Here is a 21,067-nt window from a genome sequence, read left to right as displayed (position 1 = left end):
GGGACCGCGCACAGGCGAACCGGGACCCCGTGTTGTGCACCGGGAGTTCACTCGGGGTGCGGTGTCAGATGCACAGGGGGTCGCCGAGGTCGATGCGCTTCCCGTCGACAGTGAAGCTGCCCTCGGCGCACAGCAGGGTGTCGGCGCTCGGGCGCACCAGCAGCGTCGTGTAGGCGCTCTGGACATCGTGCTCGGTGGCCTCCTGGCGGTCGGCGCCGTCGGGGGCAGTCTGCGGGTATAGCGCGATGGTCACGGTGTTGCCATTGCCCAGCCCGTCGTAGCGGGTGATCCGGCCCCACCCGGCGTAGCACTTGTTGGACCACACGATCTCGAGCAGCGAGTTGTCGGCGCGGGTGTCGCCGGTGGCCACCTGGGCGTCCTCCACGCACGTGGTCATCGCGGGGTCCTGGCCATTCGCCACCGCGATCTGGGGTCCCTCGGAGACGCCGGCCGCGGCCAGGCGCTCGTCGATGACGTGGTGGGCGACCAGCGTCGCGGTGACTCCCGCCACGGCCGCGCCGGCGACAAACATCGCCGCACCCACCAGCGCCAGGCGTGTGCGGGCGGAGCGAGCAGTGGCGGTGGGGTCCGCCTCGCCGGGGCTCGCGGCGGGCGCCGGGCTCGCGATACGGTCGCGCCGGTCGATCCACTCGCGCGGGTCCTCGCCGCAGGCGCGCACGATGCCCTCGACGGTGCGGGCCGAGGGCAGGGAGCGGCCCTTCATGGCGTCGGACAGGACGCTCTTGGAGATCTGCGTCTCGCGGTGGAGCCGATCGAAGGTCGGTGACCCCGCCAGGACTCGCAGCCTTCGCAGGTCCGCGGCAAACGCGGCGACCTCGTCAACGCCCTCGCCGTTACTCGCGTCCGTCATGCCGCCCCCTCCGCTGGCTTGCGCTCGCCCGGTCGAGGCCATTTCTACCCGGTCCAAGGCGCCAGGTGCCAGCCCCGATGCACCTTCGGGCGGGTTGTCCGATTCGCGCACCGCACGCGCGGCCTCCGATTTCCCCCGAAAGGGTCCGCTCCGGTGGTTTCCGTGTCGACTCGTGCGCGCGTCGCCGATTGAATCGTTGCCGTCGTCACCGTGAGTCGGCGCGCGGCCGATGCCATCTCGGCCGGGCGTACTGCCGCGGTGGCGCGCCTTCCCCGTCAAGCCATCACTTGGGGGAACGCGGGTGCCGCCGTCCTCCCCTTCTGAGGGGACGTCCCGGCAGCGCGAGGCGACTCGTGCGTCCGGTGCGAGCGGGAGACGCGCGGCGGCGCCCGCATCGGCCCTGTGCCGAAACGAGACGAGGCCCCGGCAGCTGCCGGGGCCTCGTGTCACGTGGAGCGGGTGACGGGAATCGAACCCGCGCTATCAGCTTGGGAAGCTGAAGTTCTACCATTGAACTACACCCGCGCGCGGCGCCTGAGGCGCTGCAGTCACCCATAGTAGCGGCCCTCGGCGAGCACGCGACCAGGCCCGCCTCGAGCGGCGCCAAGGCGGCTCCCGGTCCCTCCCGCGGAATACTTCGTGGCGCGCGTGCCGTTGGAGACGGTGCAGGCGTCGCCAGGGGACAGTCCCCGGCGCACATGCGCTTCAGGAGCAGCGGCGCCCCTCACGTCAGGAGAAGCACATGGCCATTGGTTCCGGAATCTTCCTCATCGCCGTCGGCGCGATCCTCGCGTTCGCGCTCAACGAGTCCGTCGACGCCATCGACCTCGGGATGGTCGGCTGGATCCTGATGGCGGCGGGAGCGCTCGGCATCGCCATCTCCCTGATCATGAGCGGGCAGCGCCGCAACACCACTCACACGCAGGTCACCGAGGAGCACGTGGACCACCACCAGGTGCGCGACACCCCTCGCGCCGAGGGTGACGCGGGGACCGCGCCCCGCGCCTAAGGCTGCGAGGACGAGTCCTCGATCTGCTGGGCGCGCAGTCGCAGCACGGCATCGTCCCTGGAGTTCACCCGGTTCGGGTAGGTGAACTCCAGGACGGGCCGATGCCGGTGGTAGGTCACCTCGAAGTTCCAGTGCTGGACGGCCCACATGGTGCAGGCGATCGCCACCGCGATCGCGGCGATGGAACCCACTCCGATCGACCAGCGCGGGCCGACATTCTCGCCCACCCAGCCGATGATCGGGGCGCCGATGGGCGTGGAGCCCATCAGCAGCATCGAGTACAGCGCCATCACTCTGCCGCGCATGAACGGCTCCGTGGTGGTCTGAACGTAGGCGTTCGCGCTCGTCAGCATCGTGAGTTGCGAGAACCCCACGGCGATTGAGGCCGCCATGTACAGGTGGTACGTCGGCATCGACGCCATGACGGCGCTCGAGAGCCCGAACAGCAGGGCCGCGCCCAGCACCAGCCGGAGCCGTGGCCGCTCGCGCCGCGCCGCGAGCAGCGCTCCTCCGAGCGACCCGATGGCGAGCACCGAGCCCATGAGTCCGTAGTCCTCGGGGCCGCGCCCAAACTCAATGCGCGCCATGAGCGCGCTGGTCATCTGGAAGTTCAGTCCCAGGGCCGCGACCACCGAGACCACCACCATCACCATGATGATGTCGCTGCGGCGGCGCACGTAGCCCAGCCCCTGGCGCACCTGGCCCTTCTCCCGCGGGGCGCGCTCCACCGCGACCAACTCGCTGCGACGCATGACCACGAGCGCCACCACCGTCGCGGCGAAGGTCAGGCCGTTCACGATGAACACCCAGCCGATGCCGATCCACGCCACCGTGAGGCCGGCGACGGCGGGCCCGATGAGCCGGGCGGCGTTGAAGGATGCGCTGTTGAGCCCGACCGCGTTGGGAAGCCCCTCCGCCGGGACCAGCGCCGCGACGAAGGTCTGGCGCGCGGGGACGTCGACGGCGGACACGACGCCGAGCCCAAATGCGAATACGTAGACGTGCCACAACTCGGCGTGCCCGGCAAGCACGATGGCTCCGAGCCCCACCCCGAGTGCGCCCGCGGCCACCTGGGTCGCGATCAGCAGCTTGCGTTGGTCGACCCGGTCGACGAGCACGCCGGCGAACGGGCCCAGCAGCAGGAACGGTAGGAACTGCAGCGCGGTGACGGTGCCCACCGCGATGCCCGAGTCCTGTGACAGCACCGTGAGGACCAGCCAGTCCTGGGCGACGCGCTGCATCCAGGTGCCCACGTTGGACACGAGGGCCCCGGCGAACCAGAGGCGGTAGTTGAAGTAGCCCAGCGACGCGAACGTGCGGCTCATGCGAGCCCGATGCGGATCCGGGGCATGCCTCTCACCCTACGCCCGCGCCCGGCGGGGTCCGCGGCCGGTCAGGCGTCGAGGGCGCCCGTCTCGCGCTCGAGGCTGTCGATGACCTTGGTCAGCGCCGTGGTGATGGCCTCGAGCTCCCCGGGCTCGAGGACGCCGAAAAAGTGCTCCCGCACGCGCGAGAAGTGCTCGGTGTAGACAGCATCACGCAGGGCACGGCCCGCGGGCGTGCAGCGCGCGACGATGGCGCGCTCGTTCCCGGCGCTGGACTCGCGGGTAACCAGGCCGGCCTTCTCCAGCTGAGCCACCTGGTAGGTGAGGCCGCTGCGCGAATGGACGATGCGATCGGCGAGGGCGTGCATCCGCAGCCCCTCGGGAGCGCCATGGAGCTGGTTCAGGATCTCGAACTGCACGCGGGAGATGTCGCCGTGGTCCGTCAGGGAGTGCTCGACGGCTCGACGCAGCAGTGCGGCGGACTTCACGACCGCGGTGTAGGCGGCGCGCTCCTCGCCGGTGAGCTCTGCATCCATGGCGTCAGCCTATCGACCGGGGATGGAATTCGAATTCGAACTCGCGTGTTACGGTGGGGGCATTGAGTTCGAATTGGAATTCAAGTGTCATGTCCCCGGAGCTTGCGGCTCCGCGACCGATGAGAGAGGCGCACCATGACCACCACGGACCAGCGGGGAGCGGCCGCAGCTCCGCCTCGCTCGGAGAAGTCCACGATCGTCCTGCTGTTTAGCGGGTTGATGGTGACGATGCTGATGGCGTCGATTAGCCAGACCATCCTGTCCACCGCGCTACCGACCATCGTCGGCGAGCTCGGGGGCGTCGACCAGATGACCTGGGTGATCACCGGGTACGTGCTCGCGAGCACGGTGATGATGCCCGTCTACGGGCGCATCAGCGACCTCTTCGGGCGCAAGCCCGTGCTGCTCGCGGCGATCTCGCTGTTCATCGCGGGCTCGATCGTCGGAGGCCTCGCGCAGGGAATGGGCATGCTCGTCGCCGCCCGCGTGCTGCAGGGTCTTGGCGGCGGCGGCCTGATGATCCTGTCGCAGTCCGCGATCGCCGACGTGGTGCCCGCGCGTGACCGCGGCAAGTACATGGGCATCATGGGCGCCGTCTTCGCCGTGTCCTCCGTGGCCGGGCCGCTCGTGGGCGGCTGGCTCACCGAGGGTCCGGGGTGGCGCTGGGCGTTCTGGCTGAACATCCCGCTCGGCATCCTGTCGCTGCTCGCGACCGTCCTGCTGCTGCGCCTGCCGAAGGTGGAGCGTGAGGGCAAGCCGCGCATCGACTACCTGGGCATGGCCCTGATTGCCGGGGCCACGATCGCCACCGTGCTGGTGTGCACGTGGGGCGGCGGCGAGTACGCGTGGGGCAGCTGGCAGATCCTCGGGCTCATCGCGCTCGCGGTGGCGCTCGCGGGCGCCTTCATCGGCGTCGAGCGCCGTGCCGCGCAGCCGGTGTTGCCGCTCGACCTTTTCAAGAACCGCAACTTCACCATGGCCACGCTGGCGGGCCTCTTTATTGGCATCGCGATGTTCGGCGTGGTCAGTTACATGCCCACGTACATCCAGATGGTCACCGGCGTCGACGCGACCGAGGCCGGCATGCTGATGGTGCCCATGATGGGTGGGTTGCTCGCCGCATCGATCATCTCCGGCCAGCTGGTGTCCCGCACGGGACGCTACAAGATCTACCCCCTGGTCGGATCCATCATCATGGCCGCGGGCCTGTTCCTCACCTCGACGCTGTCCATCGACAGCCCCACCTGGCTGCTGTGCACCTACATCGCCATCTTCGGCATCGGCATCGGCCTGGGCCAGCAGATCCTGGTGCTCATCGTCCAAGACGCCTTCCCCGCGACGATCGTGGGCACCGCGACGGCGGGCTTCAACTACTTCAAGCAGGTGGGTGCAACGGTGGGTTCCGCGGTGGTGGGAACCGTCTTCGCGACGCACCTCGCGGACCGGCTGACCGTGCACCTCGCGCAGGCCGATGGCGGCGGCGCCGCGGTCGACACTCACGCGCTGACGCCCGCAGCCGTGGCGCAGTTGCCCGACGGGCTTCGCATCCCGATCCTCGAGTCCTACAACGAGGCGCTCCTGCCCATCCTGCTGTGGCTCGTCCCCGTGGCGATCTTCGCGGCCGTGGCCACGTACTTCGTGAAGGAGAAGGTGCTGTCCACCCGCGTTGAGCACCAGGTGGCCGACGAGGCGCTCGCCGAAGGCGAGCTGCTCGTCATGGTCGACCCCGATGACGCAGGCAACGCGATCCCCGTCGGAGCCGACGCGCACGAGAGGCGCTGACGCGCCATCCTGCTGTGGCCCGTGGCCGTCCGCACGTCGAGAGACGCCGGGCGGTCACGGGCCAGGGGTGTCATGCGCATGGCGCACGATTTGCGAGAATCGTGGGCATGCAGCCCCGCCCCGCCGTTGCCCTGTCCCTGCGCGTGCTCCTCGCCGTCGCCCTCCTCGCCGCCGGCGTGGTCGCGATCGTCGAGGCATGGGGCCAGGCCGGAGGGGCACCGCTCAGCACCATCCTCGGCGTGGTCCTCTTTGCCGCGGTCTTCGCCGCCGGCGGGCTCGCCTTCGGCACCTCGTCCCACCTCATCTGGTGGGGGCTCCTTGCCGTCCTATGGCTCGTCATGCTGAACGCCAATAGCGGCGCCGAGTACCTCGCGCTGCCGCTGTTGGCCGTCGCGGCAGCAAAGGAGCCGCTCATCTACGCGCTCATGGGGCTCGTGCTCGCGGTGGCGCTCGCTTCCGGCGTCGGCTCGATCGGCGCCGCGGGCGCCGGCATCCTCGCCGTGGCGGGACTCGTGGCTCTGGCGCTGGGCCTGGCGCACCGCCGCCTCGCCGGTCAGGACCTCGGGGTGTCGGAGACCTCCGCGTCGTAGGAGTAGTCCGCCCCGTCCACGGCCGTGATCGTCGCGGTCGTGTCGTAGACGGCCTCGTCACCCTCGACACTCAGTGCGCAGATCACCTGCTCGTCTTCGACGATGTCGATGGACTCGTCGCCGCAGTCGATCGTCGGCGCCACCGAGGCGCCCACCTGCTCCTGCAGGGTCGTCGCGACGTCGGCGGCGAACTCGTCGGGGTCGACCGTGAAGTTGGCGCTCGCGGTGCAGCCGGTGAGGGCAAGGGCGACGGTCGCGACCGCGGCGAGCGGCAGGGTGCGGGGCATGGCTTCTCCTCGGAGTGGTCCGTGTGCGCCGGCGCGAGGGGCGCCGCTGCCCACACCCTAAGGGGACACCTCCGTGGCCGCGAGGAGGTGAAACATCGGTGTCACCTGGCGGCCCTAGGCTTGGCCGCATGACCGGGGTCGACGACGATGCCCTCGCCGGCTGGGTGGGGGCGGTGCTGCCAGACAGCGTCTGGTCGCGCGCCTGCGCCGCCGACATCGTCACCGAACTTCGCAGCGTGATCGCCTACGACCACCCCGAATGGGCGCCCCGGATCGACTCCCTCGCCGCCCGCATGGAGCCCGCGCAGCTGCGCGCCCGCCTGGATGACCCCGAGGCCCACTGGTTCGCCTCGCTCGTCGGGCAGATCGGCGTCGCCATGCCGGGATCCTGGACGTCGCTCGGGTGGCGCCCCTCCGTGGAGCCGATGCCCGTGGGCTCGGATCTGCCCGAGGAGGTCACCGCGTGCGTCGTCGACCGCCGCGGGGTGATGCCGCGCTACGACGCGATCGTGGTGGGATCGGGTGCCGGCGGCGGGGTCGCCGCCCAGGAGCTCACCCAGGCGGGCCGGACCGTGCTCGTCATCGAGCGCGGCGGCATGCCTCCCACGCCCGAGCTCGCGAGCGACCACCTGCGCTCCGCGCGGGCCGATGCCGGGCTCGGCGCCCTGGCTGGGCTGCCGATCATGGCCAACCCCCACACGGACCACGAGACCTGGGCGGTGGATCCGACCTCCGCCCGGTGGAGCATCGGCGCCTTCGGCCTCGGTGGCGGCACCCGCGTCTCGGGCGCCCAGGCGTGGCGCTACGCGCCGCAGGACTTCGCGCTCGCCTCGACCTACGGCGTCCCCGAGGGTTCGTCCCTCGCCGACTGGCCCGTGACGTATGAGGACCTCGAGCCGTATTACGCCCACGCCGAGTTCGAGTGGGGTGTCTCTGGCGCCCCCGGCGGCGGCGCGCACGAGGGTCGCCGCTCGGGTCCCTTCCCCCTGCCGCCGCAGCCGCGGACCCGCCCCTCCGGCGTGCTGAGGTCCGGGGCGGAGAGGCTCGGCTGGGCCACCCAGCCCGTGCCGCTGCTGGTGAACTCCGAGCCGTACCGCGGGCGGCCCGCGTGCGTCAGGTGCGCGCAGTGCATCGGCTTCTCATGCCCCGTCGGGGCGAAGGCCGGAAGCCAGAACACCGTGCTGTGGCGCGCGGCTCGCACCTCACGCCTGAGCATCGTGCTCGACGCCCGCGTCGTGGAGCTCTCCGCGGATGCCGACGGCCGCATCGTTGGTGCCCTGGTGCGCGGCGTCGACGCCGACGGACCGTGGGAACGGAGCATCGAGGCCGACGACGTGGTGCTCGCGGCCGGCGCCGTCGAGACAGCCCGCCTCATGCTGTCCACGCGGACCGCGCAGGAACCCGACGGGCTTGGCAACGGCCACGACCAGGTGGGCCGCCACCTCCAGGGAAGGCCGGGCGCCGAGATGCTCGGCATCTTCGAGGACGCCATCAACGACGGGCTGGGCCCGGGCCCGGCGATCGCCACCCTCGACTTCCGCCACGACAACGACGGCTACGTCGGGGGAGCGGTGCTTGCCAACGAATACATCCCGACCCCGGCATCGGCGCTCGCGGTCCTCCAGGGTGCGGGAATGGTGCCGATGGCGGGCAACGAGGTGATGCCCACCCTCGCGCGGCTCATGCCGCGCATGCAGCGCGTCGCGGGAGTGGGCCACGCCATGCCGCGGGCCGATGCGCGGGTCACCCTGGACTGGGCGACCACCGACGCGTGGGGTGTGCCCGCCGTGCGGGTGCGTCGCGACTCACACGCCGAGGACGAGCGCCTGTGCTCGATGCTCGCCGACCGCGCCGAGGAGTGGCTGCTCGCCTCGGGTGCCACCGAAGTCGCGCGGCGTAAGGGTGCGGGGGCCGAGCGCCGCCAGGCCGGCACCGCCCGCATGGGCTCCGACCCCGGCACGTCCGTGGTCGACCCGCTCGGACGCGTGTGGGGCCACGGCAATGTCAGGGTGGTCGACCCGTCCTCGCACGTCTCCACCGGCGGCGTCGACCCGATGCTCACCACGATCGCCAACGCGTATCGCGTCATGGACCGACTCGACGACGGGGATGCCTCCGCGTTCTAGCAGGCCGATGCCGGGAATTGTTGAAGCAACATGTAAGTTGCGTCGGTATGAGCTCTGACACCCAGGTGACGATCGACGTGTGGGCGGACATCGTCTGCCCCTTCTGCTACATCGGCGAGGCGCGACTGCGTAAGGCGGCCGACGCGGGAGTCACCATCGTGCCGCGCGCGTTCCAGCTGAACCCCGAGGGCGGCGAGCGCCGCCCCGCGCTCGAGTACCTCGCGGAGAAGTTCGGCGGGACCATCGAGCAGGTCGAGGCCGGCCAGCAGCGGATCGTCGACCTGGCCGTCGCCGAGGGCCTGCCCTTCACGAACGACCGCATTATCGGCGACACCATGCCGGCGCACCGCCTGGTGGCCGAGGCCGCCACCGCATCGGCCGACCTCGCGCTCGACGTGCGCGAGGCGATCCAGCGCGGCCACTTCGGCGGCACGCTCGACATCACCGACCACGCCGCACTGCTCGACGCCGCGGTCGAGGCGGGCCTCGACCGCGCACGAGGCGAGGCAGTCCTCGCCTCGGACGAGCACGCCGAGGTGGTCACGGGCGAGCACCACCAGGCCGCCGCCATGGGCGCCACCGGCGTGCCGTTCACCGTGGTGGGCGAGCGATTCGGCATCCCCGGCATGGTGGAGACCGACCAGTACGCCCAGGTCATCGCGCGGGTGCGCGAGGGCTAAGGGCCTCACCCCTCGACGAGGGGCACCGCCTCCGTGTGGCTCGCGCGCTCAGCGGCGCGGTCGCGCTTGGAGTGATCGGGCGCGAAGTACAGGACGGTGGCACCCGCGGCCGGGATGAAGTCCTGGTCGTGCGAGTACAGGCGGAACAGGCCCTCGTGGTCCACGGCGCCCACGAGCATCCATTCGACGCCGCGCTCGTCCTGGCGTGCGCGCCACGCGTCCCACCCGAAGTCCTCGGTAAGCTTGGTGGTGTGGATCGACCACCCCGCGGCGACCCGCTCGTCCAGGGCGAACCAGTCGAAGCGGCCGTCGAAGGCGATGGAGCCGCGGCGCTGGAACGTGAGGCGGCGCTGCTCGTTGGTGCTCTCCGAGTGCGTCGCGATCTGGAACGTGCGGTGGTAGCCGAACTCGGTGCCCTCCGAGCGTGACACGAGCGCGTTGTAGTAGTCGTTGTCCGAGGCGCACAGCAGGTAGGACAGGTTCGCCGTCTCCAGGGTGCGCTCGGCGTGCTCGGAGAGGATCTCCCCAAAGTAGGTGGGAACGCCGGCCATGCGCAGGCGCTGGAGGCGCTGGTAGGTGCCGTCGGCCACGAGGACGGACACCTTGAGTCGCTGAAGGGTCCCGGCGAGCGACTGCGCGAACGGCGAGGCGCCCACGATCAGCAGGCCGTTCTTGGCGCCGGCCGAGAGCCCGAGGCGGCGCGACAGCCACCCCAGGGAGAAGCCGTGCGCGAGCACGGTGACGATGATGACGAGGAAGACGGTGGGTAGGAACACCGCGCCGTCCTCGTAGCCCGCCTCGATGAGCTCGGGGCCGAAGACACCGGCGGTCGCGGCGGCGACGATGCCGCGCGGCGCGATCCACCCCATGAGGATGCGGTCGGTCTTGCGGATGGGGGAGCCGATGGTGACGAGCGCGACAGTGAGCGGCCGCACCACGAACATGAGGACGGCGACGAAGCCGATGATGCGCCAGTTGATCTCCAGCAGCTGATCGATGTCCAGCTGCGCGGGGATGATGATGAACAGCGCGGACAGGATGACGACCGACAGGCCCTCCTTGAAGTCCAGCAGCTGCTCGCGTTCGGCGAGGTTCATGTTGCCCAGCACGATGCCCATGAGCGTCACGGCGAGCAGGCCGGACTCGTCGACCACCACGTCAGCGAGGCTCGAGATGACCAGCACCGCGACAAGCAGCAGGGGCGACTTGAGGTGCGCGGGGACCCAGCCGCGCCGGAAGACGATGCCGATCGCGTACCCCAGGCCGGCGCCGAGCACGACGGCCACGACGATGGCACCCACCAGGGTGGTGATCACCGAGGCGATGCCGAGGCCGCGCGAGATGAACTCGAGGTCGCCGTCGACCCCGGCGTCGGTGATGAGGATGTACTGCAGGGTCAGCATCGCGAGCAGGACGCCGATGGGGTCGTTGATGATCCCCTCCCACTTCAGCAGCGAGGACGACTCCTTGTTGAGGTTCGCCTGGCGCAACAGCGGGATGATGACGGTGGGGCCGGTGACGACCAGCAGGGCGCCCAGCACCCAGGCGACGGGCCACTCGAGGCCGCCCACGTAGTGCGCGGCGAGGGCGCCGAGGATCATCGCGACGGGCGGGCCGATGAGCGTGAGGCGGCGGATCCCCTTGCCCACGCGCTCGATCTCCCCGAACCGCAGATCCATCGCCCCCTCGAATAGCACCACCGCGACGCCCAGGCCGATGAGCGCCGAGACCTCCTCGGAGCCCGCGGGCACCGTCACGATGCCGGAGATGGGCCCGAGGATGAGGCCCGTCGCAATGAGGACGACGATGGCGGGGATGCGCAGGCGCGCAGCGAGGAGCTGCGCGGCGAGCCCGGCCGCGAGGATGACGACGAGCGTCGACGCGATGGTCATGGGGGTGAGCCTAGGGCCGGGGGTGCCCTCTCGCCGTGCGCCGCCACGTGACGCCCGGCACACTGGCGTCATGGACGAGGACGCCACACTCGACCCCGCCGACCAGGGACGGGTCATTCATCAGGACGGGATGGACGTGCTGCGGTTCGAGCGCACGCTCGCCGCGGACCTGCGCGCCGTGTGGGACGCCGTGACGACGCTCGAGGGCACCGGCGCGTGGGCGTTCCCTCTCGACTTCGAGCCGCGCGCGGGAGGCACGGTGACGTCGGACCTGGGGGAGTACGGCACCATGCGCGGCGACGTGCTTGCCTGGGACGAGCTGCAGTTGCTCGAGTACGCCTGGGATGCGCCCGAGGGTCGCTGGCACGTGGTGATCATGCTCGATGCCGAGGGCGAGAGCACCGCGCTGACGTTCGACCACCTGGGGCCCGACCCTCACCACCCTGACTACGCGGCCGGCTGGCACTGGCACCTGGACCGGCTCGCGCAGTACCTGGCGGGAACCATGCCGGCGCAGGTGCCCCAGGACGCCCATTTCGAGGAATTGCAGCGCCTCTACTCCGGCGGCGAGGGCTAACGCATCTGTTGACGAACCCTTGCACCGCGAGTAACGTACAACCACATGGTTGTAAATACGTCAGCCGAGCTGACCGACGACGAGGTGGACCGGATCTTCCGGGCCCTCGCCGACGCCACGCGCCGCGACATCGTCCGCCGCACCCTGGCGACCGAGGCATCGGTCTCGGACCTCGCCGGCGCGTACGACATGTCGTTCGCGGCCGTGCAGAAGCACGTCGCCGTCCTGGAGGGAGCCGGTCTGGTGACCAAGCGGCCCCACGGCCGTGAGCGCATCGTTCGCGGCAACCCCGACGCCATCCGTCGCGCCCAGCGCCTGCTGGACGCCTACGAGCAGATCTGGCGCGACCGCATCGGCCGCCTGGACGCCCTGCTCGACGAACCCCCGCAGAAGTAACCGCGCAGAGAGGCACCACCATGCCCATCACCGAAGTGCTCAAGGACCCCGAGGCCCTCACGATGACCGTGATCGCCGACTTCACCGCCACCCGCCAGCGCCTGTGGGAGGCCTACACCGACCCACGCCAGATCGAAAAGTTCTGGGGCCCGGTGGGCTGGCCTGCCACCTTCACCAGGCACGATGTGTTCCCCGGCGGCCGCTCTAGTTACTACATGAGCGGACCGGACGGCGAGCACTCGGGCGGCTTCTGGGAGTTCCTCGCCGTGGACCCCGGCCACTCGTTCGAGGTGCGCGACGGCTTCGCCACCGAGGACGGCGAGGAGAACGCCGACATGCCCAGCATGCGCATGACCTTCCAGTTCGAGGAGACCGACGGCGGCTCGCGCCTGGTCACCACCACCCACTTCAACTCGGCTGAGGAGCTCGAGAAGCTGCTCGGCATGGGCATGGAGGAGGGCATGACGTCCGCCATGGGCCAGATCGACGAGGTGCTCGCGGACCTCACGTCGTTCGCGGCCGGTCAGGGCGCGGACTTGCAGATCCTGTCGGACACGCAGATCCGCGTCTCGCGCGTAATCCGGGGCTCCGTGGAGCAGGTGTGGCAGGCCCATCACGAGCCCGAGCTCATGAAGCGCTGGCTACTGGGGCCCGACGGCTGGACCATGACCGTCGCCGAGCCCGCGCTCGAGGTGGGCGACACCTTCCGCCAGGAGTGGGCGCCCAACGAGGGCACCCCGGGCGAGCCGTTCGGCTTCACGGGCGAGCTGCTGGAGTCCGACTCCCCGTTCCGTGAGGTCACGACCGAGTCGATGATCGGCGTGCCGGGGGAGCCCAACATCAACGAGCTCACGCTCACCCCCCACGAGGACGGCACGCTGCTGACCCTCGTCATCATCTACGCCAACGCCGAGCTGCGCGACATGATCATCGGCACCGGCATGGTGGACGGCATGGAGGCCTCCTACGCGAGGCTCGAGGCCGAGGTGCTGTCGTGACCGCGGCACACCCGGTGCCCGCCCCCGTCCTGGAGCCTGGCCAGAAGCTCGCGGGCCCCGTCTCGTACTTCCCGTCGATCGAGAAGACGTACGGCAGGCCGATGCAGGAGTGGCTCGACCTTGCGGCCGCCGGTTTGCAGGACGGCAAGGCTCACATGGAGGTCGTGTCCGTGCTGAAGGACGAGCACGGCATGGGGCACGGCCACGCGAACGCCGTCGTCGCCTACGTGAAAAAGAAGCTGGCGTAGGCCTGCTGCGCGCGGCTGGAAGGAGGTTGGTGCTGGTCGGAGGCCCGTTTCCGGCACCAACCTCCTTCCAGGGCCAGTGGCGAGGTGCCAGACTCGGCGCATGAGCGACTACCAGCGGATCGAGATCGGCGGCGTCGACGAATGGCGCGACTTTCACGGCGGCTTCGCCGAGAACACCATGCGCGACGGGCGCCGTGTCCTGGACAACGAGCTCCCCATGCAGTTCGTTGGAGTGACGGCGAATGCGCTGGTGCCGGGGGAGGAGGCGGGCTACTGGCACGCGCACTCGTCCGACGAGGAGCTCATCTCTTCCTCGCCGGCAAGGGGCAGATGGGGCTGGACGATGACGTGGTCGACGTCGCCGCCGGCACCACCATCCGCGTGGGACAGGGCGTAATGAGGACCTGGCGCTGCGTGCCCGAGTCGCCCGAGCCGCTGCGGTGGCTGTGCATCCGCGGCGACGGCGGCCCCCTGCCGCACCACCCCGACGACGCCCTCCGCATCACCGACGTCCCCATGCCGTGGTGAGGGCGCGCTACACCGCCCCGTAGATCAGGAACAGCGCGGGAGCCAGGACGGCGGTGGCGAAGACCGCGACGGCCCGCTCCCGTGCCCCCCGCAGGCGCGTCCCGGCGAGCCACGCGAGGACCGCGACGCCCACCAGTGCCTGGGTCCACCAGTAGGCGACCGGCGTCGAAGTGGAGATGCGGACGAGCCCGTGGAGGGCCTCCCCGAGCGCCACCGCGGGAAAGACGGCGGCGGCGAGCCCGCGCATCGGCCACGGCCCATGACCCCGTAGCGCCCACGCCGCCGCTCCCATCGCGCTGCCGGCCACGAGGCCCGCGACGCACCACAGCACCACCCATGAGGGGCTCGCGGCAAACCCCCGCAGCGTCGCGGTCGCGTAGTAGCCCGCCATCGCGAGGGGACCCGCGAGGGCGCCGAGCGCGACGTGCGACGCCCACCCTCGTCCGGCGAGCGCGACCGCTCCCGACAGCGCGACCACGGGGGTCGCCGAGTTGAAGAACGGAGCCAGCGCGCCAGGCGTGTACGTCTGCCCAAACGACATGGCGACACCGGCGAGGCACGCGGCGGCGAGCGCGAGCGCCGCGCGGGCGGGAGCGGCAAGGACGGGCGGTCGGGGCACCCGTTCACGCTACGGGGCCGTCGGTGCCACGGCATCGGGGATGACCCTGAACACGACCCTGGTCGCGGTGCCGCCGGTGCGGGCCGCCTTGCCGCATCGGCCGTGTGCCGCGTACCCTGAGCGACGTCGCATCCCCGACCAAAGGACACCCCGTTGAAGATCTAGGTTCGCCAGACGCCATGTCTGGCCACGCGCACGCCCGCCACCAGACGCATTGCGAGAACCTATGTCTTCCCTGTCCTTTTCCCACCTTTCCTTTTCCTGGCCCGACGGCACCCGCGTCCTCGAGGACGTCACCGGCGCGGTCGACTCCGGCCTGTCCGCCCTCGTGGGCACCAACGGCGTGGGCAAGTCCACGCTGCTGCGCCTCCTCGCGGGCTCGCTGGCTCCCGATGCGGGCGCCATCCAGCGCCCGCCTCGCCTCGCGTACGTCCCTCAGGACGTGGCGCTCGACCCCTCCCAGGCGGCCGATGCCGTCATGGGCCTCGACCGGGTGCGCGCCGCCATCCGCGCGGTCGAGTCGGGCGACGTGGACCCCGCGCACTTTGACGTGATCGGCGACGACTGGGACGCCGAGGAGCGCGCCGCGGCGACCCTCGCGTCGCTCGGGCTGCCGCCGGACACCCTCGACCGGGTGGTCGGCGAACTGTCGGGCGGCGAGATCACGCGCCTCGCGCTCGCGGCCGCCCTTCACGGCAGGCCCGACGTGTTGCTGCTCGATGAGCCCACCAACAACCTCGACTCCGAGGCGACGGCGCAGGTCATCGACGCGCTCGTGGCGCGACGCGGGGCGACGCTCGTCGTCTCCCACGATAGGCGTGTGCTGTCGCGCGTGGAGGCGATCGGCGAACTGCGGCGGCGCTCGCTGCGGTGGTTTGGCGGCGCCATCGAGGCCTACGAGGAGGCGCTGGCCGTCGAACGCGCCGCCGCGGAGCAGGAGGTGCGGTCGGCGAAGGCCGATGCGAGCCGCCAACACCGCGAGCTGCGCACCTACGTCGAGGGTGCCGCGAGGCGGGCCAGGGTGGGTGCGGCGAAGGCCGAGAACATGCCCAAGATCCTCGCGAGCGCGAAGAAGCGTCAGGCCCAGGCCACGCTGGCGCGCGTCACGGGCATTCACGAGGACCGGCTGGCCGATGCCAAGGAGCGCCTCCAGCGCGCCGAGGACGCGGCGGATCGCGACCGTGAGATCAAGGTCGAGCTCCCTGGCACCGAGGTGCCCGCCAGGCGTGATGTCCTACTGCTCGACGAGTGCCGCCTGCCGACCGGTGCCGAGGTGAGTGCGCGCGTCCAGGGGCCCGAGCGCATCGTGCTCGCGGGCCGCAATGGCGCGGGGAAGACCACGCTGCTGAGGACCCTGTTGGGGGAGGTGGGGCCGCGCGGCGGCGCCGTCGACGTGAGGGTGCCGGTCGGGTACCTACCGCAGCGGCTCGACGTGCTGGACCCGTCGCTGTCCGTCGTGGAGAACGTGCGGCGTCGCGCCCCCGGCGCGAGCCCTCACGAGGTGCGCGAGGCGCTCGCGCGGTTCCTGTTCCGCGGCGCGGCCGGGGACGCGCAGGCGTCGCAGCTCTCCGGAGGTGAGCGGCTGCGGGCCGCGCTCGCGGCCGTCCTGCTCGCGCGGCCGGCGCCGCAGCTGCTGCTGCTCGATGAGCCCACCAACAACCTCGACTTCGCGTCCCGCTCGCACCTCATCGAGGCGCTCGCGGGCTACCGCGGGGCGCTCATCGTCGTCAGCCACGACGACGGGTTTGTGGGCCACCTCGGCGTGACGAGGCGCTGGGAGGTCTCGCGCGAGGGGATGGAGGACACGGCGCTGTAGGGGCCGTGCTCCCTTCGCGGCGCGAATGGCCGCATTTGCGCCTCGAAGAGCCCGTAGGTGCCGCATTTTGGGACACCAGGAGAGTCGAGGAGGCAAGATGTTGCCGAGGGCTTGACCCTCCTCCAGGGGGAGGCCCCAGCATGGCGAGCATGAACGGAAGCCTGTACGGCATCGGCGACTTCGCGGAGCTGACGCGCCTGTCCATCAAGGCGCTGCGGCACTACGACGAGCACGGCCTTCTGGCGCCCGCTCATGTTGACCCGGTCACGAGCTACCGGCGGTACTCGCCGGACCAGATCGCCCGGGCGACACTCATCGGCGACCTGCGGCGCATGGACGTGCCGCTCGCGGTGGTGGCGCGGATTCTCGACGCCTCCCCGGAGGACGGCCTCGTGATCTACCAGGAATGGTGGGTGCGCGAGGAGCGTCGCCACTCCGGCCGCCGCGGCATCGGCCGCTATGTCACCGCGCGCCTGCGCAGAGAGGGGCAACCACCCATGAAGATCGACACCCGCACCGTGCCGCGACGCAAGCTCGCGGTCATCGGCAAGGAACTCTTCCAGCCGGAACTGGAGCAGTTCATCATGTCCGGATTCCATGAACTCTTCGGCTGGGCCGAGCGAAACCCGGGCCTCCGCGACCTCACCACGACGCCCGAGTGGCCCACCTACGTGGTCTTTCACGGGCCCGTCACCCCCGACCACAGCGCATACGTCGAGGTCTGCATCGTCATCGACGGCCCCGCCGAGCCCGAGGGAGGGATCGCGCTCAAGGTCGAGGAGGAGCACGAGGAGGCCTACACCGACGTGACCCGCACCGGCCTCGAGTTCCCCGACATCCTCGCCGCCTACGACGCCGTCGCGATGTGGGTCACTCAGCACGGGACGCCGCACCCCACGATGGCGTCGCGCGAGGTTTACGTGGCCGATGTCATCCAGGCCGCGATGGACGACGTGGTCGCGTCGGTGGCGTTCCCCTACGTGGCGAGTGACGGCGGCCGATGAGGACTCACCTTCCTACAACACACCCCTGAGGCGTCGGCCGAGTACTGAGGTGCCTAGCTTGAGGGGGAAGGCGGGGAGGGCGGGGCAAACGGGCCGCCCGCGGGCGACGCGGCGCTTGTCAGGGGCAGGGAGATCGTGATCGTGGTGCCCTCTCCCGGCGCGGAGGCGACGTCGAGGGTGCCGCCATGCGCGTCGACGATGGCCGCCGTGATCGCCAGTCCTAGCCCCGCGCCTCCGGTGGCCCGTTGCCGCGAGCTATCGCCGCGCACAAACCGCTCGGTGGCGCGTGCCGCGACCTCGGGCGACATTCCCGGGCCGTCGTCGTGCACCTGGACGCGGGCGTCCGAGGGGCCGGCGAGCACCGTGACCGTCACGTGCGGCCCGCCGTGCACGGCGGCGTTCGCGACTACGTTTAGCAGCGCCTGACGTAGCCTGTCGGCGTCGGCCGGGACCGTCGCGTCCCCGCCCGCGAAGGTGAACTCGGTGCCGGGATAGGCGACCGTCGCATTCGCCACGATCTCCGTCGCGACCGTGCCGAGCGAGGTGTGACGCATATCGATGTGCGGCTCGGCGTCGTACTTCGCGAGCGTCAGCATGTCCTCGACGAGGCGGCGCATACGAGCCGCCTCGGCCTCGGTGCGACCCCAGGCGTCGTCCTGGGCGTCGTCGCCGGCGAGTGCGCCGCGGCGGTGGAGCTCGGCGTAGCCCAGCACGGTGGTGAGCGGGGTACGGAGCTCGTGGGAGGCATCGGCGACGAACTCGCGCAGCCTCGCCTCCGACCGCTCGCGCTCGGCAAGGGAGGCCGTGAGTGTGCCGATCATCGTGTTAAGTGAGTGGGCTAACTCATCGGTCTCGGTAGAGCCGGCGCCCGTCTCCAGTCGCACGTCGAGGTCGCCTTCGGCCACCCGCGACGAGGCCGCCACCATGCGCCGCATCGGCGCGATTCCCAGGCGGTTGACCCACCAGGCCGCCACGGCAAGTCCGGCAACCATGAGCGCGATGCCGATGGCCTCGATCAGGACGAGGCGTCCGGTCGCCGACTCGACGTCGTCCATGGGCAGGGCAGTGATGTCCCAGCCGTTGCCGAAGGGCCGCGCAAGCACGCGGAAATCCATCGAGCCGTCGGACGAGGCCACGGTGAAGTGGGTGGTGTCCTCGCCAAGGTCGGCGAAGGTGATCGCCGGGATCGCGTCGGTGGCGCCCTCGACGTTGGGGGAGTTGACGATGATGAAATTGCCGTCGGCGTCGATGTAGCCGCGCAGGGCCTCGGAGAGGCGCTCGTCGTCCGTCTCGTCCTCAAACAAGGGGCGGATCTGCTGATCCATGGCGCCCGGCCCCGCGTAGGAATCCAGGCGGTCGTCGAGCTGCGAGACCAAGAAGGATCGGGTGGTCAACGTGACGATCACCGCCACGGCAACCGCGACGATCCCGACCAACGCGAGTCCCGCGATGAGACGCTCGCGCAGCGACAGGGTGCGGCGACCGATCACGGCGCCCTCAGCGTGTACCCGGCGCCGCGGATCGTGTGGATGAGCTTCGGGTCGGATGCGTCGACCTTGCGGCGCACGTAGCCGATGTAGGTCTCGACCACGGAGGGGTCGTCGTCCGGCGAGTAGCCCCACACGGCCTCGAGCAGTTGGCCGCGCGACAGGACGCGGCCCACATTGCGCATGAGGTGCTGCAGCAGGCGGTACTCGGTGGGGGAGAGCTGAATATCCTCGCCGGCGCGGGTGACGCGGTGGGAGATGTCGTCGAGCACCAGGTCGGCAACCGTGTACGTCGACGAGGCGCTCGGCGCGTGCTCCACGCGGCGAGAGACTGCCTCGACGCGCGCGACCAGCTCGTCGAGGTTGAACGGCTTGTCCAGGTAGTCGTCGCCGCCGATGGTGAGGCCCTCGACCTTGTCGGTCGACGAGTCCCGCGCCGTGAGGAAGATGACCGGCGTCCTGTCGCCCGACTCGCGCATGCGTCGGCACATCTGGAAGCCGTCGACGTGGGGCATCATCACGTCGAGCACCACGAGGTCGGGGCGGTGCTCGCGCACGGCCTTCAGCCCCTCGGCGCCGTCGGCGGCCTGGAGCACGTCGTAGCCCTCGTAGCGTAGGGCGGCGACCAGCATGGTGCGGAGGTTTTCCTCGTCGTCCACCACGAGGATGCGTCGTTCAGCCATGACCCCAGTCAAGCACCCGTGCCTGGGAGAACGCTGGGAGCCCGCGCAGGCGCGAGGCCACGTCCCAGGCGCCTGTGCCGCCGTTCCCAGCCCGTTCTGAGGTTCGGCCGGTCCAATGGAATTCATCAATCGCTCCCCGGAGCCCCGACCCGACCCCGAGGTGAATCCCGTGTCCGTCTTCCTCCTCATCGCCGCCGACCTCGTCGCTATCTGCACGCTGGTGTTCGGCCTGTACTTCCCCCGCCACCGCCGCCGCGACATGATCGTCGCTTTCCTCGCCATCAACGTGGGCGTGATGGGCGTGACCTATGCCATGGCGACGGCGGATGTGTCGCTCGGGTTCGGCCTCGGCATCTTCGCGGTGCTGTCGATCATCCGCCTCCGTTCCACGGAGATGGGACACGAGGAGATCGCGTACTACTTCACCGCGATCGCGCTGGGCCTCCTGGGAGGCTTCCCCGGCATCCATGCGGGCGTCGGCCTGTCGTTGATGGTCGTCATGTTGGTGATGATGACGCTGGGCGACTCGCCAAGGATCCTGGGCAGGTACCGCACGCAGCAGATCATGCTGGACCGCGCGATGACCTCCGAGTCCGAGGCCCGCGAGGAGCTCGAGGAGCTGCTCGGTGCGACCGTCCACCGCGTCCGCCTGGTCAAGACCGACCTCGTGCAGCAGACCACGTTGTGCGACGTGCGGTACGCCATCGACTCGGACGCCACGCCCCGCGCCGCGGGGGTGTCCTTCACCGAGGCCGCCGCCCACACCCCCACTCCCGTCACGGTGGGAGCCCCACGATGAGCGCCCCCACCGGGGACGCCCCCGACTGGGACGGAATCGCCGCCGACCTCGCCCCCGTGGGCCTTGCCGAACTCGACGAGGCGGCGTCGCTCCAGCACCGCGTCGACCGCAAGTACCTCGTGTCTCGCGACACCTGGGCAGCGGTGCTCGCCGACCTCGACGCGGCGCCCCGCATCCTCGAGATGGATGGCCTGCGTCGTTTCCGCTACTCGTCCGTCTACTACGACACCCCCGAGCTCGACTCGTACCGGGCCGCCGCCCACCGCCGCCCGCGCCGCTTCAAGGTCCGCACGCGCCGCTACGTCGACACCGGCGGAGCCGCGGTCGAGGTCAAGCTGCGCTCCCGTGCCGGCGACACTGTGAAGCACCGCCTGTGGCTGCCCGAGACGGAGGTCATCGACCCCGCCCCGCGCGCGCTCCTGCCGGCGGCCGGACGACGCTTTGTCGCTACCTTTCCCGACGTGGCCGACGCGCTTCCCCGCCTGGGCGCGACGCTCACCACCGCGTACGAGCGCTCCACACTGCTGACGGCCGATGCACGGGTCACCGTGGACGATCGCGTCACCGGCACCGGCCCGCACGGAGCGTCGGTGGGGTTCGCGCAGACGCTCATCGTCGAGACCAAGTCCCCGTCGCGCGCGGGTGACGTGGACCGCGCCCTGTGGCGTCACGGCGCGCGCCCGCAGAAGGTGTCGAAGTACTGCACCTCCTTGGCCGCGCTCGAGCCCACCCTTCCGTCCAATCGCTGGTCGCGCACGCTGCGCGGCCACGTGACCCCCGTGCAGCCGGCACTCGCCGGCGCGTAAGAAAGGCC

23 protein-coding genes and 1 tRNA gene are annotated in these 21,067 nt (G+C 70.7%); 15 read left to right on the top strand and 9 right to left on the bottom strand.

Translation table 11 applies throughout. The features are described 5' to 3' along the window. Nucleotides 1-64: 64 nt before the first annotated feature. Nucleotides 65-871 (bottom strand): DUF2690 domain-containing protein, encoded by an 807-nt coding sequence (locus tag B7K26_RS04720; RefSeq protein WP_159449608.1) that lies wholly within the window; start codon nt 869-871, stop codon nt 65-67. Between the two features lie 451 nt (nt 872-1,322). Then, nucleotides 1,323-1,396: transfer RNA gene (locus B7K26_RS04715), tRNA-Gly, on the bottom strand. A 217-nt stretch (nt 1,397-1,613) separates the two neighbouring features. Here B7K26_RS04715 and B7K26_RS04710 point away from each other — a divergent pair. Continuing rightward, on the top strand, nt 1,614-1,880 hold the full coding sequence (locus tag B7K26_RS04710) for a DUF6458 family protein (protein ID WP_084077473.1): 267 nt from the start codon (nt 1,614-1,616) through the stop codon (nt 1,878-1,880). On the opposite strand, the gene B7K26_RS04705 is transcribed toward B7K26_RS04710, so the two are convergent. Together B7K26_RS04705 and B7K26_RS04700 are read right to left on the bottom strand one after the other, a co-directional pair. Then, the gene (locus B7K26_RS04705; protein WP_084077472.1) at nt 1,877-3,205 is read right to left on the bottom strand and encodes an MFS transporter; all 1,329 of its coding nucleotides are present in this window, start codon (nt 3,203-3,205) and stop codon (nt 1,877-1,879) included. The genes B7K26_RS04710 and B7K26_RS04705 overlap by 4 nt on opposite strands. A gap of 68 nt (nt 3,206-3,273) precedes the next feature. Continuing rightward, complete coding sequence (locus B7K26_RS04700; RefSeq protein ID WP_084077471.1) at nt 3,274-3,741, bottom strand: MarR family winged helix-turn-helix transcriptional regulator; 468 nt, start codon at nt 3,739-3,741, stop codon at nt 3,274-3,276. Nucleotides 3,742-3,876: 135 nt separating this feature from the next. On the opposite strand from B7K26_RS04700, the gene B7K26_RS04695 reads away from it, so the two are divergent. After that, complete coding sequence (locus B7K26_RS04695; RefSeq protein ID WP_084077470.1) at nt 3,877-5,523, top strand: MDR family MFS transporter; 1,647 nt, start codon at nt 3,877-3,879, stop codon at nt 5,521-5,523. Between the two features lie 107 nt (nt 5,524-5,630). Next, the gene (locus B7K26_RS04690; protein ID WP_084077469.1) at nt 5,631-6,113 is read left to right on the top strand and encodes a hypothetical protein; all 483 of its coding nucleotides are present in this window, start codon (nt 5,631-5,633) and stop codon (nt 6,111-6,113) included. Here B7K26_RS04690 and B7K26_RS04685 read toward each other — a convergent pair. Further along, complete coding sequence (locus B7K26_RS04685; protein ID WP_084077468.1) at nt 6,077-6,400, bottom strand: DUF4333 domain-containing protein; 324 nt, start codon at nt 6,398-6,400, stop codon at nt 6,077-6,079. The genes B7K26_RS04690 and B7K26_RS04685 overlap by 37 nt on opposite strands. Nucleotides 6,401-6,528: 128 nt before the next feature. Here B7K26_RS04685 and B7K26_RS04680 point away from each other — a divergent pair, with 128 nt between their 5' ends. Further along, nucleotides 6,529-8,526: a GMC oxidoreductase gene (locus B7K26_RS04680; protein ID WP_084077467.1), complete on the top strand. Its 1,998-nt coding sequence runs from the start codon at nt 6,529-6,531 to the stop codon at nt 8,524-8,526. Nucleotides 8,527-8,573: 47 nt separating this feature from the next. After that, nucleotides 8,574-9,206, top strand: coding sequence for a DsbA family protein (locus B7K26_RS04675; protein ID WP_084077466.1), 633 nt, complete (start codon nt 8,574-8,576; stop codon nt 9,204-9,206). 5 nt (nt 9,207-9,211) lie between these two features. On the opposite strand, the gene B7K26_RS04670 is transcribed toward B7K26_RS04675, so the two are convergent. Continuing rightward, the gene (locus B7K26_RS04670) at nt 9,212-11,098 is read right to left on the bottom strand and encodes a sodium:proton antiporter (protein WP_159449607.1); all 1,887 of its coding nucleotides are present in this window, start codon (nt 11,096-11,098) and stop codon (nt 9,212-9,214) included. A 70-nt stretch (nt 11,099-11,168) separates the two neighbouring features. Between B7K26_RS04670 and B7K26_RS04665 the strand changes: the two genes are divergently transcribed. From B7K26_RS04665 to B7K26_RS13165, 6 genes are all read left to right on the top strand, one after another. After that, the gene (locus B7K26_RS04665; RefSeq protein WP_159449606.1) at nt 11,169-11,675 is read left to right on the top strand and encodes an SRPBCC domain-containing protein; all 507 of its coding nucleotides are present in this window, start codon (nt 11,169-11,171) and stop codon (nt 11,673-11,675) included. A 45-nt stretch (nt 11,676-11,720) separates the two neighbouring features. Beyond that, the gene (locus B7K26_RS04660; RefSeq protein WP_084077464.1) at nt 11,721-12,071 is read left to right on the top strand and encodes a helix-turn-helix transcriptional regulator; all 351 of its coding nucleotides are present in this window, start codon (nt 11,721-11,723) and stop codon (nt 12,069-12,071) included. A 20-nt stretch (nt 12,072-12,091) separates the two neighbouring features. Continuing rightward, nucleotides 12,092-13,069: an SRPBCC family protein gene (locus B7K26_RS04655; RefSeq protein ID WP_084077463.1), complete on the top strand. Its 978-nt coding sequence runs from the start codon at nt 12,092-12,094 to the stop codon at nt 13,067-13,069. Between the two features lie 29 nt (nt 13,070-13,098). Continuing rightward, nucleotides 13,099-13,317 carry a DUF4287 domain-containing protein gene (locus tag B7K26_RS04650; protein WP_143340493.1) on the top strand — a complete coding sequence of 73 codons (219 nt, stop codon included), beginning with the start codon at nt 13,099-13,101 and terminating at the stop codon, nt 13,315-13,317. 100 nt (nt 13,318-13,417) lie between these two features. After that, the gene (locus B7K26_RS04645; protein ID WP_234998687.1) at nt 13,418-13,714 is read left to right on the top strand and encodes a hypothetical protein; all 297 of its coding nucleotides are present in this window, start codon (nt 13,418-13,420) and stop codon (nt 13,712-13,714) included. Further along, nucleotides 13,714-13,845 carry a hypothetical protein gene (locus B7K26_RS13165; protein ID WP_255376046.1) on the top strand — a complete coding sequence of 44 codons (132 nt, stop codon included), beginning with the start codon at nt 13,714-13,716 and terminating at the stop codon, nt 13,843-13,845. The genes B7K26_RS04645 and B7K26_RS13165 overlap by 1 nt, the downstream gene beginning before the upstream one ends. Nucleotides 13,846-13,852: 7 nt before the next feature. Here the strand turns inward: B7K26_RS13165 and B7K26_RS04640 are convergent, their stop codons facing one another. Continuing rightward, complete coding sequence (locus B7K26_RS04640) at nt 13,853-14,464, bottom strand: DUF6518 family protein (RefSeq protein WP_084077461.1); 612 nt, start codon at nt 14,462-14,464, stop codon at nt 13,853-13,855. Between the two features lie 226 nt (nt 14,465-14,690). Here B7K26_RS04640 and B7K26_RS04635 point away from each other — a divergent pair, with 226 nt between their 5' ends. Continuing rightward, a complete protein-coding gene (locus B7K26_RS04635; RefSeq protein WP_084077460.1) occupies nt 14,691-16,280 on the top strand; it encodes an ABC-F family ATP-binding cassette domain-containing protein in 1,590 nt (529 codons plus the stop codon). Nucleotides 16,281-16,429: 149 nt separating this feature from the next. Next, nucleotides 16,430-17,284, top strand: a complete 855-nt coding sequence (locus B7K26_RS04630) for a MerR family transcriptional regulator (protein WP_159449605.1) — start codon at nt 16,430-16,432, stop codon at nt 17,282-17,284. A 53-nt stretch (nt 17,285-17,337) separates the two neighbouring features. Here B7K26_RS04630 and B7K26_RS04625 read toward each other — a convergent pair whose 3' ends face one another. Both B7K26_RS04625 and B7K26_RS04620 read right to left on the bottom strand, forming a co-directional pair. Continuing rightward, a complete protein-coding gene (locus B7K26_RS04625; protein ID WP_084077458.1) occupies nt 17,338-18,774 on the bottom strand; it encodes a cell wall metabolism sensor histidine kinase WalK in 1,437 nt (478 codons plus the stop codon). After that, a complete protein-coding gene (locus tag B7K26_RS04620) occupies nt 18,771-19,454 on the bottom strand; it encodes a response regulator transcription factor (RefSeq protein WP_084077457.1) in 684 nt (227 codons plus the stop codon). Before B7K26_RS04620 ends, B7K26_RS04625 begins: the two co-directional genes overlap by 4 nt. A 169-nt stretch (nt 19,455-19,623) precedes the next feature. Between B7K26_RS04620 and B7K26_RS04615 the strand changes: the two genes are divergently transcribed. Both B7K26_RS04615 and B7K26_RS04610 read left to right on the top strand, forming a co-directional pair. Beyond that, entirely contained in the window at nt 19,624-20,253 is a 630-nt protein-coding gene (locus B7K26_RS04615; protein ID WP_084077597.1) for a DUF4956 domain-containing protein, read from the top strand. Next, nucleotides 20,250-21,059 (top strand): polyphosphate polymerase domain-containing protein, encoded by an 810-nt coding sequence (locus tag B7K26_RS04610; RefSeq protein ID WP_084077456.1) that lies wholly within the window; start codon nt 20,250-20,252, stop codon nt 21,057-21,059. The genes B7K26_RS04615 and B7K26_RS04610 overlap by 4 nt, the downstream gene beginning before the upstream one ends. Nucleotides 21,060-21,067 lie beyond the last annotated feature (8 nt).

The organism is Demequina sp. NBRC 110057, from assembly GCF_002090175.1.
In the GTDB taxonomy this organism is placed as follows: Bacteria; Actinomycetota; Actinomycetes; order Actinomycetales; family Demequinaceae; genus Demequina.
This window is presented reverse-complemented; position numbering and strand designations above follow the sequence as displayed.

Excerpts from the sequence above, each read along its gene's own strand:
- B7K26_RS04720 (WP_159449608.1), bottom strand. The coding sequence starts at position 871 with ATGACGGACGCGAGTAACGGCGAGGGCGTTGACGAGGTCGCCGCGTTT.
- B7K26_RS04710 (WP_084077473.1), top strand. The coding sequence starts at position 1,614 with ATGGCCATTGGTTCCGGAATCTTCCTCATCGCCGTCGGCGCGATCCTC.
- B7K26_RS04705 (WP_084077472.1), bottom strand. The coding sequence starts at position 3,205 with ATGAGCCGCACGTTCGCGTCGCTGGGCTACTTCAACTACCGCCTCTGG.
- B7K26_RS04700 (WP_084077471.1), bottom strand. The coding sequence starts at position 3,741 with ATGGATGCAGAGCTCACCGGCGAGGAGCGCGCCGCCTACACCGCGGTC.
- B7K26_RS04695 (WP_084077470.1), top strand. The coding sequence starts at position 3,877 with ATGACCACCACGGACCAGCGGGGAGCGGCCGCAGCTCCGCCTCGCTCG.
- B7K26_RS04690 (WP_084077469.1), top strand. The coding sequence starts at position 5,631 with ATGCAGCCCCGCCCCGCCGTTGCCCTGTCCCTGCGCGTGCTCCTCGCC.
- B7K26_RS04685 (WP_084077468.1), bottom strand. The coding sequence starts at position 6,400 with ATGCCCCGCACCCTGCCGCTCGCCGCGGTCGCGACCGTCGCCCTTGCC.
- B7K26_RS04680 (WP_084077467.1), top strand. The coding sequence starts at position 6,529 with ATGACCGGGGTCGACGACGATGCCCTCGCCGGCTGGGTGGGGGCGGTG.
- B7K26_RS04675 (WP_084077466.1), top strand. The coding sequence starts at position 8,574 with ATGAGCTCTGACACCCAGGTGACGATCGACGTGTGGGCGGACATCGTC.
- B7K26_RS04670 (WP_159449607.1), bottom strand. The coding sequence starts at position 11,098 with ATGACCATCGCGTCGACGCTCGTCGTCATCCTCGCGGCCGGGCTCGCC.
- B7K26_RS04665 (WP_159449606.1), top strand. The coding sequence starts at position 11,169 with ATGGACGAGGACGCCACACTCGACCCCGCCGACCAGGGACGGGTCATT.
- B7K26_RS04660 (WP_084077464.1), top strand. The coding sequence starts at position 11,721 with ATGGTTGTAAATACGTCAGCCGAGCTGACCGACGACGAGGTGGACCGG.
- B7K26_RS04655 (WP_084077463.1), top strand. The coding sequence starts at position 12,092 with ATGCCCATCACCGAAGTGCTCAAGGACCCCGAGGCCCTCACGATGACC.
- B7K26_RS04645 (WP_234998687.1), top strand. The coding sequence starts at position 13,418 with ATGAGCGACTACCAGCGGATCGAGATCGGCGGCGTCGACGAATGGCGC.
- B7K26_RS13165 (WP_255376046.1), top strand. The coding sequence starts at position 13,714 with ATGAGGACCTGGCGCTGCGTGCCCGAGTCGCCCGAGCCGCTGCGGTGG.
- B7K26_RS04635 (WP_084077460.1), top strand. The coding sequence starts at position 14,691 with ATGTCTTCCCTGTCCTTTTCCCACCTTTCCTTTTCCTGGCCCGACGGC.
- B7K26_RS04630 (WP_159449605.1), top strand. The coding sequence starts at position 16,430 with ATGAACGGAAGCCTGTACGGCATCGGCGACTTCGCGGAGCTGACGCGC.
- B7K26_RS04620 (WP_084077457.1), bottom strand. The coding sequence starts at position 19,454 with ATGGCTGAACGACGCATCCTCGTGGTGGACGACGAGGAAAACCTCCGC.
- B7K26_RS04610 (WP_084077456.1), top strand. The coding sequence starts at position 20,250 with ATGAGCGCCCCCACCGGGGACGCCCCCGACTGGGACGGAATCGCCGCC.